The 13,608-nt window shown below is 60.0% G+C and carries 9 protein-coding genes; all 9 read right to left on the bottom strand.

What is annotated here, in order from left to right:
• Positions 1 to 508: 508 nt before the first annotated feature.
• Positions 509 to 2,782, bottom strand: a complete 2,274-nt coding sequence (gene katG, locus KFS80_RS21855) for a catalase/peroxidase HPI (protein WP_212545879.1) — start codon at positions 2,780 to 2,782, stop codon at positions 509 to 511.
• Between the two features lie 243 nt (positions 2,783 to 3,025).
• On the bottom strand, positions 3,026 to 5,236 hold the full coding sequence (locus KFS80_RS21850) for an LTA synthase family protein (RefSeq protein ID WP_212545878.1): 2,211 nt from the start codon (positions 5,234 to 5,236) through the stop codon (positions 3,026 to 3,028).
• A gap of 364 nt (positions 5,237 to 5,600) precedes the next feature.
• Positions 5,601 to 7,664, bottom strand: a complete 2,064-nt coding sequence (paaZ, locus tag KFS80_RS21845) for a phenylacetic acid degradation bifunctional protein PaaZ (RefSeq protein ID WP_212545877.1) — start codon at positions 7,662 to 7,664, stop codon at positions 5,601 to 5,603.
• A gap of 516 nt (positions 7,665 to 8,180) precedes the next feature.
• Positions 8,181 to 9,257 carry a 1,2-phenylacetyl-CoA epoxidase subunit PaaE gene (paaE, locus tag KFS80_RS21840; protein ID WP_212545876.1) on the bottom strand — a complete coding sequence of 359 codons (1,077 nt, stop codon included), beginning with the start codon at positions 9,255 to 9,257 and terminating at the stop codon, positions 8,181 to 8,183.
• Positions 9,258 to 9,287: 30 nt separating this feature from the next.
• On the bottom strand, positions 9,288 to 9,821 hold the full coding sequence (gene paaD, locus KFS80_RS21835) for a 1,2-phenylacetyl-CoA epoxidase subunit PaaD (RefSeq protein WP_159815308.1): 534 nt from the start codon (positions 9,819 to 9,821) through the stop codon (positions 9,288 to 9,290).
• Complete coding sequence (gene paaC, locus KFS80_RS21830; protein ID WP_212545875.1) at positions 9,808 to 10,569, bottom strand: 1,2-phenylacetyl-CoA epoxidase subunit PaaC; 762 nt, start codon at positions 10,567 to 10,569, stop codon at positions 9,808 to 9,810. The genes paaD and paaC overlap by 14 nt, the downstream gene beginning before the upstream one ends.
• Before the next feature lie 8 nt (positions 10,570 to 10,577).
• The gene (gene paaB / locus KFS80_RS21825) at positions 10,578 to 10,859 is read right to left on the bottom strand and encodes a 1,2-phenylacetyl-CoA epoxidase subunit PaaB (RefSeq protein WP_008079627.1); all 282 of its coding nucleotides are present in this window, start codon (positions 10,857 to 10,859) and stop codon (positions 10,578 to 10,580) included.
• 162 nt (positions 10,860 to 11,021) lie between these two features.
• Entirely contained in the window at positions 11,022 to 12,011 is a 990-nt protein-coding gene (gene paaA, locus KFS80_RS21820) for a 1,2-phenylacetyl-CoA epoxidase subunit PaaA (RefSeq protein WP_212545874.1), read from the bottom strand.
• 267 nt (positions 12,012 to 12,278) lie between these two features.
• On the bottom strand, positions 12,279 to 13,604 hold the full coding sequence (gene paaK / locus KFS80_RS21815) for a phenylacetate--CoA ligase PaaK (protein ID WP_053119429.1): 1,326 nt from the start codon (positions 13,602 to 13,604) through the stop codon (positions 12,279 to 12,281).
• Positions 13,605 to 13,608 lie beyond the last annotated feature (4 nt).

The following is a 13,608-nucleotide window of genomic DNA, read 5'->3' as shown; positions in this document are numbered from 1 at the left end:
TGAAACGAGGCTGCGATCTTTTGATCTTGATGTTTAAAATCCAAAGATCGCAGCGTGCCGCAGCTCCTACAGGGTTTAGATGGCCTGCACGTTAAAATGTGGGAGCGGGCTTGCTCGCGAATGTGGAGTGCCAGAGACGAAGATGTCATCTGATACACCGCATTCGCGAGCAAGCCCGCTCCCACAGTTGGTTTTGCGTACTGTAGGCGCTGACGAGTAAAACGAGGCTGCGATCTTTTGACCTTGATGTTAAAGATCAAAAGATCGCAGCCTTCGGCAGCTCCTACAGGGTTTAGATGGCCTGCACGATAAATGTGGGAGCGGGCTTGCTCGCGAAAGCGCAGTGCCAGAGACGAAGATGTCATCTGATACACCGCATTCGCGAGCAAGCCCGCTCCCACAGTTGGTTTTGCGTTCTGTAGGAGCTGACGAGTGAAACGAGGCTGCGATCTTTAGATCTTAATGTTTAAGATCAAAAGATCGCAGCGTGCCGCAGCTCCTACATATTTCAGTTTTTCAGGTCGAAACGGTCGAGGTTAGTGACTTTCGTCCAGGCAGCGACGAAGTCCTTAACGAACTGCTCCTTTGCATCCGAACTGGCATACACCTCGGCCAACGCCCGCAACTGCGCATTGGAACCAAACACCAGATCCACACGCGTCGCCGTCCACTTCACATTCCCGGTCTTGCGATCGCGTCCTTCAAACTCATCCGCATCCCGCGATGTCGGCTTCCACTCCACGCCCATGTCCAGCAGGTTGGTGAAGAAGTCATTGGTCAGCGCTTCAGTCTGGCTGGTGAAGACGCCATGACGGCTCTGCCCAACGTTGGTGTTCAACACCCGCAAACCACCCAGCAACACGGTCATTTCCGGCGCGGTCAACGTCAGCAGTTGCGCCTTGTCGATCAACAGCGCCTCCGCCGATACCGTGTATTTGCCCTTGCTGTAGTTGCGGAAACCATCGGCAATCGGCTCAAGGAAACCAAACGACTCGACGTCGGTTTGCTCCTGCGAGGCATCGGTACGCCCCGGATGGAACGGCACGCTGACCGAGTGACCAGCGTTTTTCGCCGCTTGTTCGATGCCCGCGTTGCCTGCCAGCACGATCAAATCCGCCAGCGAGACTTGCTTGCCGGCTGCGCCGCCATTGAACTGGTTTTGGATCCCTTCAAGGGTGCTCAGCACTTTATCCAGTTGCTCGGGCTGGTTGGCCTGCCAGAACTTCTGCGGTGCCAGACGCAGACGACCACCGTTGGCGCCACCGCGTTTGTCCGAACCACGGAACGTCGAGAGTGCCGCCCAAGCGGTCGAGACCAGTTGTGAAACGGATAGGCCCGACTCCAGAATTTTGCTTTTCAGTGCTGCGGCGTCGCCATCGTCGATCAGCGGGTGCGTGACGTCTGGAATCGGATCCTGCCAAAGCAGTTCTTCGCTCGGCAGTTCCGGGCCGAGGTAGCGCGACAGCGGGCCCATGTCGCGGTGGATCAGTTTGTACCAGGCGCGGGCGAAGGCGTCGGCCAGTTGCTCAGGATTGGCGAGAAAGCGCCGGGAGATCTGCTCGTAGGCTGGATCGAAACGCAGCGCCAGGTCAGACGTCAGCATGGTCGGCGAAAGTTTTTTGCTCGGGTCATGGGCATGTGGAACCGTGCCGGCACCGGCGCCGTTTTTCGGGATCCACTGGTGCGCACCGGCGGGGCTTTTACTCAGCTCCCACTCGAAGCCGAACAGGTTTTCCAGATAGTTGTTGCTCCACTTGGTCGGCGTGGTCGTCCAGGTCACTTCGAGGCCACTGGTGATGGTGTCGGCGCCTTTGCCGGTGCCGAAAGCGTTGCGCCAACCGAGGCCTTGCTCTTCCAGCCCTGCCGCTTCCGGTTCCGGCCCGACATTGTCGGCAGGCCCGGCGCCGTGGGTTTTACCGAAGGCGTGACCGCCGGCGATCAGCGCCACGGTTTCTTCGTCGTTCATGGCCATGCGGCCGAAGGTTTCGCGGATATCGTGGGCGGAGGCGACGGGATCGGGATTGCCTTCAGGGCCTTCCGGGTTCACGTAGATCAAACCCATCTGCACAGCGGCGAGGGGATTTTCCAGATTGCGTTCGCCCTGATCGGTACGGCTTTCTTCTTTACCGTGCAAATCCGGCTCAGCCACCAGCGTGCCGTCACCGGGCTCCTGCATCGGTGCGTTGTCTTTGCCATAGCGACTGTCGCCGCCGAGCCATTCGTGTTCCGAACCCCAGTAAACGTCCTCGTCCGGTTCCCAGACATCGGCGCGGCCACCGGAATAGCCGAAGGTTTTGAAGCCCATCGATTCCAGCGCGACGTTACCGGTGAGGACAATCAGATCCGCCCAGGAAATATTGCGGCCGTATTTCTGTTTGATCGGCCATAGCAAGCGGCGGGCCTTGTCGAGGCTGACGTTGTCCGGCCAACTGTTGAGCGGGGCAAAACGCTGTTGACCCGAGCCAGCGCCACCACGGCCATCCGCGGTTCGATAGGTGCCGGCGCTGTGCCAGGCCATGCGCACAAAGAGCGGGCCGTAATGGCCGAAGTCTGCCGGCCACCAGTCCTGGGAGTCGGTCATCAGCGCGGTGAGGTCTTGTTTCAGGGCTTGAAAATCGAGGCTTTTGAAGGCGCTGGCGTAGTCGAAGTCCTTGCCCAACGGATCGGACTTGGGCGAGTGCTGACTCAGAATTTTCAGGTTGAGTTGATTCGGCCACCAGTCACGGTTCGTCGTACCACCACCGGCGGCGTGGTTGAACGGGCATTTCGATTCGTTTGCCATGTTCGAGTCCTTATCAGGTCTGCTACGGCCGGCTCGTGCCGACTTCGGACTAGTAAGGCTAGACCCGACTGGGCAAGTCAGCTAATAGGCCGACTGATGGACACTGATAGGCAAAGTCTTTTATTGCCCTGCACGTGCAGGAGTTGCCGAAGGCTGCGATCTTTTGATCTTTTCTCTAAAAGATCAGGATCAAAAGATCGCAGCCTTCGGCAGCTCCTACATTGGCATTGAGGCGAAAAATATTCAGGTGGATTGGGCGGTGTCGTCTTCTGGCACTTCGTCCAGGAGGTCTTCCTGGCCCGGCAGTTCAGTAATCACGCTGAAATCCGTGACCTCAACCGCGCCTTCCCCATATCCCAGCAGATGAAAAGAAAACGCCTTTCGCTGCTGCGGGTTATCAAAGCTGAAATCCATCTCCAGCGGTTGATCCGCCGTGGCGACCATTTCCGTCGGCAGACCCAACTGCACGTCTTTCTCGAATTCCTTGGCCTTGAGCTGAATAAACGCCGTTTGCTGCGGATCAACCGCACGCACTGTCAGGCGTACACGCGTGTAAGACCCTTTGGGCATTTCCAAGTATTGCGCGCCGATCAGGTTGTCGGCCCAGTCGTCCTTGATTTGCGCCTGTAGCGGGATGACGTTGGTACTGCCGAACTGATAGCGCTGATTGAGTGGGGTGCGCAGCAGTGACAGGTCGAGTGCGTTGGCGCGGGCGGCGATCTGGCGGGCAGGCTGGCCGCTGTAGTTGCCTTTGTAGGTGGCGCTTTCGGCGATGAATCCGGCGCTTTCGTAATAGCGGCAGCGGCGTGGCATGTCGCATTCGGAGAAGATGCCTTGGCCATTGTGGTAACGCAGTTTGCCGTTGGTGAAGGACATGATTTCGCGACCGGAATCGTAGTCGCGGAACAGCGAACGACCGCTGAGTGCCGTGGGTACCGGCAGGTCGAAATAGTCGAGGATCGAGGTGCTCAGGTCGACGTGGCCATACACGCCTTTGTTCAGCCGTGGCAGTTGTTCGTGCTCGGGAGCCAGCGTCAGGTTGAAACCCCAAGAGGAGGCCAGGCGAACGCCATCGATGCCATGGGATTCATCCGAAGTAATCACTACCAGCGTGTCTTTCAACACGCCTTGGCGTTCGAGACCGCTGAGGAACTGCTCCAGCGCGTCATCGAGATAACCGACGGCGGCTTGTTTGGGGGTTTCATAACGCTCCAGATATTCCTCCGGGGCGGAGTAGGGCTGGTGCGTGCCAACGGTCAGTAGCGTGAGCATCCATGGCTGTTTCTGCTTCTTCAGTTCACCGACATAGTCCAGCGCACCCTCGAAGAAGGCCTTGTCATCCTTGCCCCAAGGGAATTCCAGGTAGTTACTGTTGGTGAACCATTCCAGACCATGGGTCGCATCGAAACCGATGTGCGGCATGATCTTGTCTTTGGCCATGAAGCGCAGCCCGGCGCCTTGCAGGTAATGCGTGCTGAAACCGTGCTGGCGCAGTTGCGCCGGCAGACAGGCTTGATTGCGTTCGTTAAGGGTGAGCATTTCCACGCCTTTGGGCGTGCCGTTGTTGAGCTTGTCGTAATCGCCGCAGAGCATCGCGTACAGGCCGCGAATGGTCTGGTGCGTGTGCAGCACGTAATCCGGAGTGTTCATGCCGCGCTCGGCCCAGCGGCTGAGGTTGGGCATCAGGTCTTCCTGATAATGGCTGCCGATGGCTTCGCGGTTAGCGCGGAGGTAGGCGCCGGGAATGCCTTCCAGCGCGATGATCAGTACGTTGCGCGCCTGGCCCGGCGCGGCCAGCAATTTGTGGCCATTGAGGTCGACGTCGGTGAGCCCGGCCATTGCCGGCGCGGGTTCTTCAATATCGCCGTCGAGCCATTCTTCGCCCTGAATCTGCAGATCGGCGACTTCGCTGGCGAGCAGTTGGTGCGGCAAGTTGTACAGCCGCCACGGATCAGCTTCGTTCGGCCACAGATTCTGTGCGCCCCAATGCGCGGCGAACAACACCAGTGGCACGCTCCACACCGCGCGGGGCAGGGCTGGGCGAGTGACGCCGCGCCCGAGATGCCGGGTCAGCAGCCAGACCATCAGCGCCAACAGCAAAACAGCGCCCACCGCCGGATGCGCCAAACCGCCGCCGGTAGAGTTTTCGACAAATTGCGGATCGATCAGGTAATGAATGTCGGAAGGTGTCGGCAAGCGGCCGACTGCGCTCACCAGTTCAGCAGTCGCCACCGCCAGCAGGCCCCAGAACAACAGCACCGGCAGCGCCAGCCACCAGGCGCGACGATGCAGCAAAACCACCAGCGAACTGCCAATGGCCAGATCCGACAAATACCCCAGCGGTGACGACCAGCCCAATACCGCGCGCAGGCACACCGGTACGATCAGCACCAGAATGATCAACGAGACGAGGCGGGCATGCGGATGCCGCAAACGGTGAAAAAGAGCGCTCACAAAAAAAAGACCTTAGCGTCATTAAAACGTCAAAAAAGTGTGGGCGATGATACCAAGGGTGGGCGGACTGATCGCCCTTTTAAACTATTGGGCGATCTGCTTTGGGCAGGTGCTGAATGGCTTGAAGCCCACAGCGGCTCTACAGTTGCCCAACAATCGTCGATATTTCTATCGGCGTGTTTATTGTTTCAGTCTGTTTAATAACTCCAGAACCCAATCAATTCCCCTGTGAAAGCGGGCTTGCTCGCGAAGGCGTCGGATCAGTCAATTCATACGTGGCTGATACACCGCTTTCGCGAGCAAGCCCGCTCCCACAGGTGGATTTGTATGGGAAAGGGGCAACCTTGCGCTGCCCCTTTTTTCGTTACGCTGCGACTTCTTCGCGCTTCACCACCAAGGTCAAAATGTCATAACTGGCCACCAGTTCACCAAGCTGGTTGGTGACTTCCACATCCCACGCCACCACGCCTTGCGGAATGCCTTGCGGGCTCTTCTTGCCTTGATCGATCTTGCGTTTGCAGGTCAGGCGCGCCTGAATGGTGTCGCCGATACCGACCGGGTTGATGAAACGCAAAGTGTCGAGGCCGTAGTTGGCCAGCACCGGGCCGGGCGCAGCGGAGACGAACAGGCCAGCGGCCGCGGACAGCACGAAATAGCCGTGGGCGATGCGTTTGCCGAACTGCGATTCCTTGGCGGCGATGTCGTCGAAGTGCATGTAGAAGTGGTCACCGGACAGACAGCCGAAGTTGACCAGATCCGCTTCGGTGACAGTGCGGCGGTGAGTCAGCAGCGACTCGCCGATCTGCAGATCCTGGAAGTGTCGACGGAATGGATGCACTTCGGTCTCGATGACTTTTGCGCTGCGCACGTGTTCACCGGTGACGGCAGCAAGCATGGTCGGCGAGCCCTGCACGGCGGCGCGTTGCAGGTAGTGTTTGACCGCGCGCAGGCCGCCGAGCTCTTCACCGCCACCAGCGCGACCCGGGCCGCCGTGTTTCAGTTGTGGCAGTGGCGAACCATGGCCGGTGGATTCGGCGGCGGATTCGCGATCCAGCACCAACAGACGCCCGTGCCAGGCTGCGGCGACCGGAATGGCTTTGGCGGCGATTTTCGGATCCTTGGTCACCAGGCTGGCAACCAGACTGCCCTTGCCGCGCGCGGCCAGCACCAGCGCTTCATCGAGATCGTCGTAGGCCATCAGTGTGCTGACCGGGCCGAAGGCTTCGATGTCATGCGCGCCACCTTCGGCGTGCGGATCACGGGCCAGCAACAGCGTTGGAGCGAAGAATGCGCCTTGGCTGACGTTTGCGCCGCGCGGTTCGAAACCGTCCTCAGCGCCGAACAGCTGATCGCAGCTTTGCAGCAAGCTTTGCAAGCGTTCGCCGACGTCCTTCTGCTGATCATGGGAAGCCAATGCACCCATGCGCACGCCTTCCACGGATGGATCGCCGACGACGACTTTCGCCAAACGATCGCGCAGACGTGTGGCGACGGCGTCGATATGTTGTTTGGGCACGATGGCGCGGCGAATCGCGGTGCATTTCTGCCCGGCCTTGGTGGTCATCTCGCGGGCGACTTCTTTGATGAACAGCTCGAACTCTTCGTCGTCCGGGGTTACGTCAGGGGCGAGGATCGCGCAGTTCAGTGAGTCGGCCTCGGCGTTGAACGGCACCGAGTTGCGGATCAGGTTCGGGTTGACGCGCAGCTTGGCGGCGGTGTCGGCGGAACCGGTGAACGTCACCACGTCCTGGCCTTGCATGCGGTCGAGCAGGTCGCCGGTGCTGCCGATTACCAATTGCAGGCTGCCGGTCGGCAACAGGCCCGAGGCATCCATCATGCGTACCACGGCTTCGGTCAGATAACTGGTGGCGCTGGCCGGTTTGACAATGCACGGCATGCCCGCGAGGAAGCACGGCGCGAATTTTTCCAGCATGCCCCAGATCGGGAAGTTGAACGCGTTGATGTGCACCGCGACGCCGCCGCGCGGCACCAGAATATGTGTGCCGGCAAAGGTGCCGAGTTTGCCCAAGGGCAGCGCCGGGCCTTCGTGGACGATGTTGCCCGACGGCAACTCACGCGCGCCGAGGCCGGCGTAGGTGAACAGCGTGCCGTTGCCGCCCTCGATGTCGATCCAGCTGTCGGCGCGGGCGGCGCCGCTGTGGTGCGAGAGCGCGTAAAGCTCTTCCTTGCGTTCGCTGAGGTACAGCGCCAGGGTTTTGAGGCGTTGCGCGCGTTGCTGGAAGTCGAGCTTCATCAGTTCGGTGACGCCTTGGCGGCGACCGAAGTCGATAGCTTCGGCGAAGTCCGGGCGCTCTTCATGCGTGCGCGCCAGTTCGTGGCCGTCGATGGCGCTGCGCAGGATTTGCGCGCCGTGCTGGCCAATCCAGCGGCCGGCGAGGAAGCTTTGCAGGGTAGGGGCGTGGGACATGAAATAAGCTCCTGTGCTTGAAATTAGTGTTGGCTGGCGCCGGACGCGCCGATGCCGGTCATCGAACGGATGAACTGAGCAAGCCCGCTCCCACATTGTTTTGTGTTGTTGCTTGGCTCTGTGAGCACCACCGTTCCCCTGTGGGAGCGAGCTTGCTCGCGAAAGCGGTGTGTCAGGCGAAATCAATGTTGAATCTGATGACGCCTTCGCGAGCAAGCCCGCTCCCACATTGTTTTGTGCTGATGCCTGGCTCTGTGAGCACCGCCATTCCCCTGTGGGAGTGAGCCTGCTCGCGAAAGCGGTGTGTCAGGCGACATCAATGGTGAATCTGATGACGCCTTCGCGAGCAAGCTCGCTCCCACATTGTTTTGTGTTGTTGCTTGGCGCTGTGAGAACCACCATTCCCTTGTGGGAGTGAGCCTGCTCGCGAAAGCGGTGTGTCAGGCGACATCGATGTTGAATCTGATGACGCCTTCGCGAGCAGGCTCACTCCTACAGGGGATAGGTGTGAATCCTTTAGAACTGGTCGAAATCGAGGACGACTTTGTCGCTCACCGGGTACGCTTGGCACGACAGCACATAGCCCGCCGCGACTTCGTAATCTTCCAGCGCATGGTTGCTGTCCATGTCGACTTCGCCTTCGATGACTTTGCACTTGCAGGTCGAGCACACGCCGGCCTTGCACGAGTACGGCAGCTCCAGGCCTTGCGCATTGCCGGCATCGAGCAGGCTCTGGCTGTTGCGCGGCAGTTCGAACGCCACAGCGCGGCCGTCGCTGATCACGGTGATCTGGCTGACCCCGGCGTCGAGCATCTGCGCGGCCTCGCGGGCTTCGCGTTTGTGCTGGCTGCCGGCCGCGGCGAACAGTTCGAAGTGGATGCGCTCGGCGCCCATGCCTTTGGCCTTGAGGCTGTCGCGCACGGTTTCGGTCATCTCTTGCGGGCCGCAAATGAACGCTGCGTCGAGGGCTTTGACGTCGAGCCAGCGGCTGAACAGTTGCTCGCATTTCTGCGCGTCGATGCGACCGTTGTAGAGGTCAACATCCTGTTGCTCACGGCTGAACACGAAGATCAGATTGAGACGTTGCAGGTAACGGTTTTTCAGATCCTCCAGCTGTTCACGGAACAATGCACCGGAGCTGGAACGGTTGCCGTACAGCAACGTGACGCGGCTGTGCGGTTCGTTCTCCAGCGTGGTTTTGATGATCGACAGAATCGGCGTGATACCCGAACCTGCTGCCACGGCGAGATAATTACCGTGCCGCGCCGGATCCAGATCAACATGGAAATGCCCGGCCGGCGGCATCACTTCCAGCGTGTGCCCGGGGTGCAATTGCTCATTGGCAAACGCCGAAAACCGCCCGCCGGCCACGCGTTTGATCGCAATGCGCAGTTCGCCGTCATTGACCCCGGTGCAGATCGAGTACGAGCGGCGCACTTCTTCACCGTCCATCTGCGTGCGCATCACCAGGTGCTGGCCTTGGGTGAACTGAAAACTGTCCTGCAGGTGCTGCGGAATGTCGAAGGCGATGGACACGGCGTCACGGGTTTCGCTGCGCACGTCCTTGATGGTCAGGCTGTGAAATTTGCTCATTATTATTCTCCCGACACGGCGCTGTGCCGTTCAGATGCACTTGAAATAGTCGAAGGGCTCGCGGCAATCGCAGCAGCGGTACAAGGCTTTACACGCGGTCGAACCGAACTCGCTGAGCACTTCGGTGTGGGCGCTGCCGCACTGCGGGCAGAGCACCGTCGGACTCTCGCCGAGCAGCGTGCGTTTGCTCGCGCTGCCATCGGGCGGGGCGATGCCGTAGGCGCGCAGGCGTTCGCGACCATCGGCGGTGATCCAGTCGGTCGACCACGCCGGGGTCAATTTGCGCTCCAGTTTCGGCGCATTGAATCCGGCCTGTTCCAACGCGGTGCGGATGTCATCCTCGATCACTTCGGTGGCCGGGCAACCGGAGTAGGTCGGCGTGACCACCACGTGCAGATGCCCGGCCTGCCAGTCGAGATCGCGGACGATACCCAGATCGACCACGCTGACCACCGGCACTTCCGGATCCATGACTTCGGCGAGGGTCGCCCAGGCCTTGTCCAGATCACCGAGCAGCGCCGGCCGGGCGCCGCGATCGCTGGTGATCAGCTCACCAGGTTGCATCGGGGTACGCTCGGGGCAGGAACTGCATTTCTGCGAGCAAAATGCCCAAGTGTTCGCTGTGCAGACCGCGACGGGCATTCAGATAGAAGTAACTCGGCGCCGCCGGGACGGGCAGGGTGGCGCGAGTGAACACGTCGTTGACCGTGGTTTGCCATTGCGCAGCGACGCTGGCGATGTCCGGCGAAATACCGGCCGCGCACAGACGTTGTTCGCTGTCGTCAGCGGCGATCAGTTCGACGGTAAAACGCCAGACTTCCGGAATCGCCGCGAGCATGCGCCGATGGCTTTCTTCGGTGCCGTCGCCCATGCGTTCGATCCACTCGCCGGAGCGGCGCAGGTGATAGGTGACTTCCTTGACCGCTTTGGCGGCGATCCCGGCAATGCGTTCGTCGCTCGACTGGCTCAGGCCCTGCAACACCGGCAGGTGCCAGGCGTCGTAGAGGAATTGCTTGAGCATGGTCACGGCGTAATCGCCATTCGGTTGCTCGACCAGCAGCAGATTGCGGTAGGCGCGCTCGTCGCGGCGGAAGGCCAGATCATCGGCATCGCGGCCGTCATCCAGCAACTCGGCAGCGTATTCCAGCCAGTGCCGCGCCTGCCCAACGAGGTCGAGGCCGACGTTCATCAGCGCCAGTTCTTCTTCCAGCGCTGGCGCCTTGCCGCACCATTGGCACAGACGCTGGCCCTGAATCAGGGCGCTGTCACCGAGGCGCAGCAGGTATTCGATCAGATCGGTTTTATCGTTCATGGTCGACCTCACATGTGCCCGACTTCGGCCGGCAGTTCGTAGAAACTGGCGTGGCGATAAACCTTGTCGTCAGCCGGGTCGAACAGTGGGTCTTTTTCATCTGGGGACGAGGCGGTGATCAGCGCCGAAGGCACCACCCACAGGCTCACACCCTCGCTGCGACGGGTGTAGAGCTCGCGGGCGTTTTCGATGGCCATGGTGGTGTCGGCGGCATGCACACTGCCGACGTGCTTGTGATTGAGGCCGTGCTTGCTGCGCACGAAAACTTCGAAAAGGGTCCACTGGGACATGTCATTCACTCCACATCAGTTCGGTTAGTGCGGCTGACAATCGATCGTTCCCACGCTCCTGCGTGGGAATGCAGACGGTGACGCTCCGCGTCACTGGACGCAGAGCGTCCCTTGAGGCGTTCCCACGCAGAGCGTGGGAACGATCAGCAGTCGTGCCTTGTGTCAGGCGGCGTTTTTGTTGTGTTTTTTACGGGCGTGGGCGACGGCGGCTTCGCGTACCCAGGCGCCGTCTTCAATGGCTTTGCGGCGGGTGGCGACGCGTTCCTGATTGCACGGGCCGTTGCCCTTGAGCACTTCGTAGAATTCGTTCCACTGGATTTCACCGAAGTCGTAGTGGCCGCGCTCGGCGTTCCACTTCAAGTCAGGATCGGGGCAGGTGCAGCCGAGCAGTTCGAGCTGCGGGATGGTCTGGTCGATAAAGCGCTGGCGCAGTTCGTCGTTGCTCTGGCGTTTGATCTTCCAGGCCATCGATTGCGCGCTGTTCGGCGAGTGCTCATCGCTCGGGCCGAACATCATCAGCGACGGCCACCACAGGCGATTGATCGCGTCCTGCACCATGTCTTTTTGCGCCTGAGTGCCGTGACGCATCATGGTCAGGAGGATTTCGTAGCCCTGGCGCTGGTGGAAACTCTCTTCCTTGCAGATGCGCACCATGGCCCGCGAGTAGGGGCCGTACGACGTACGCTGCAACACCACCTGATTGACGATCGCGGCGCCGTCGACCAGCCAGCCCACCGCGCCCATGTCGGCCCAGTTCAGCGTCGGGTAATTGAAGATGCTCGAATACTTGGCTTTGCCGCTGTGCAGCTTGGCGATCTCTTCATCGCGGTCGGCACCGAGGGTTTCCATCGCGCTGTAGAGGTACAGACCGTGGCCAGCCTCATCCTGAATCTTCGCCATCAATTGCAGTTTGCGTTTGAGTGAAGGTGCGCGAGTCACCCAGTTGCCTTCCGGGAGCATGCCGACGATTTCGGAGTGGGCGTGCTGGGAAATCTGCCGGATCAGCGTCTGGCGATACGCATCGGGCATCCAGTTCTTCGCTTCGATCTTGATTTCTGAATCGATTTTTTCCTGGAAGGCGCGTTCCTCTTCGGACATCTCCGAAAGGTCTTTGATGCGCTTGACGCCGGTTTCTACAAGCTGTGCGTACATTATTGTTCTCCTGCCTCAGGTTTTTCGAAGGCATGTTCGAGGGCATGGAGAACTTTATAAGTGATACGGAAATTAATATCAAACACAAAATAACGTGTCGTATGATTTTCTGTATCGCTTCAGATGAATGGTGAGCGTTGCCGCGCATTTGCAAAGCGGAAAAACGCGCACGGCGATGCTCGGCAGAGCATCGCCGTGGTTTTGCAGGGGGAGGGAGGGATTGCAGCGAGCAGCGAAGGCCTTGCACCTTCGCCGCTGTTATTGCTTTTAAGCTTTCACGCGTTTATCGATCACATGGCAGGCCTTGCCTTCCGAGCGCTTGATCGAGAATGGAGGCTGCAGCAGCACCCGCGAACTGATACCGATGTAGGTCTTGATGTGCTTGCTCAGCTCGCCGCACAAGGCCTTCTGCTGTTCATCACTCAAGCCTTGATGCTCGGCCTTGAGCTCGACGTGGACATCGACGCTGTCGAGATTGCCGTTGCGATACAGGTGAATCTCGTATGACTCCGACAGCTGTTTGACTTTCAGCACCTGCTCTTCGACCTGGGTCGGGAACACGTTGACGCCACGGATGATCAGCATGTCGTCGCTGCGGCCGGTGATCTTGTCGATACGGCGCATCGGGCGTGCGGTGCCCGGCAGCAGGCGAGTGAGGTCGCGGGTGCGGTAGCGGATCATCGGCAGGGCTTCTTTGCTCAGCGAAGTGAACACCAGTTCGCCCATCTGTCCGTCCGGCAGCACTTCGCCGGTGATCGGGTCGATGATTTCCGGGTAGAAATGGTCTTCCCAGATCGTTGGGCCATCGCGGCTTTCCGCGCATTCCATGGCCACGCCCGGGCCCATGATTTCCGATAAGCCATAGATGTCCAGAGCAGTGATGCCCAAGCGTGCCTCGATGGCGCTGCGCAGTTCGGCAGTCCACGGCTCGGCGCCGAAGATGCCCAGGCGCAGGGCCAGTTTGTGCGGGTCGATGCCCTGACGTTCGATCTCGTCAGCGATGTTGAGCATGTACGACGGCGTGACCATGATGATGTCGGGCTGGAAATCTTTGATCAATTGCACTTGTTTTTCGGTCTGGCCGCCGGACATCGGAATCACCGTGCAACCCAAGCGTTCAGCACCGTAATGCGCGCCGAGGCCGCCGGTGAACAGGCCGTAACCGTAAGAGATGTGCACCTTGTCACCGCGGCGGCCGCCGCCGGCACGAATCGAACGGGCAACGATGTTGGCCCAGGTGTCGATGTCGTTCTGCGTGTAACCGACCACGGTCGGTTTGCCGGTGGTGCCGCTGGACGCGTGCAGGCGCACGACGTCATGCATCGGTACGGCAAACATGCCGTAGGGGTAGTTGTCGCGCAGGTCGGATTTGGTGGTGAACGGAAACTTCGCCAGATCGTCCAGCGAGCGAATGTCGTCCGGGTGCACGCCCAGCGCATCGAAGCGTTGGCGGTACAGCGGCACATTGTTGTAGGCGTGGTTGAGGCTCCAGCGCAGGCGCTCGAGTTGATGCTGACGCAACTGGTCGACGCTGGCGGTTTCCAGCGGATCCAGTTCAGGGTTGAGCACGGCTTGGGCAATTGGCATGTTCATGACT

The sequence above is a fragment of the Pseudomonas rustica genome (assembly GCF_018336155.1).
GTDB lineage: Bacteria > Pseudomonadota > Gammaproteobacteria > Pseudomonadales > Pseudomonadaceae > Aquipseudomonas > Aquipseudomonas rustica.
This window is presented reverse-complemented; position numbering and strand designations above follow the sequence as displayed.

Coding starts and splice junctions, on each gene's coding strand:
- paaB (WP_008079627.1), bottom strand. CDS start 10,859: ATGTCCCAGTGGACCCTTTTCGAAGTTTTCGTGCGCAGCAAGCACGGC.
- katG (WP_212545879.1), bottom strand. CDS start 2,782: ATGGCAAACGAATCGAAATGCCCGTTCAACCACGCCGCCGGTGGTGGT.
- paaA (WP_212545874.1), bottom strand. CDS start 12,011: ATGTACGCACAGCTTGTAGAAACCGGCGTCAAGCGCATCAAAGACCTT.
- paaE (WP_212545876.1), bottom strand. CDS start 9,257: ATGAGCAAATTTCACAGCCTGACCATCAAGGACGTGCGCAGCGAAACC.
- paaD (WP_159815308.1), bottom strand. CDS start 9,821: ATGCAACCTGGTGAGCTGATCACCAGCGATCGCGGCGCCCGGCCGGCG.
- paaZ (WP_212545877.1), bottom strand. CDS start 7,664: ATGTCCCACGCCCCTACCCTGCAAAGCTTCCTCGCCGGCCGCTGGATT.
- paaK (WP_053119429.1), bottom strand. CDS start 13,604: ATGAACATGCCAATTGCCCAAGCCGTGCTCAACCCTGAACTGGATCCG.
- paaC (WP_212545875.1), bottom strand. CDS start 10,569: ATGAACGATAAAACCGATCTGATCGAATACCTGCTGCGCCTCGGTGAC.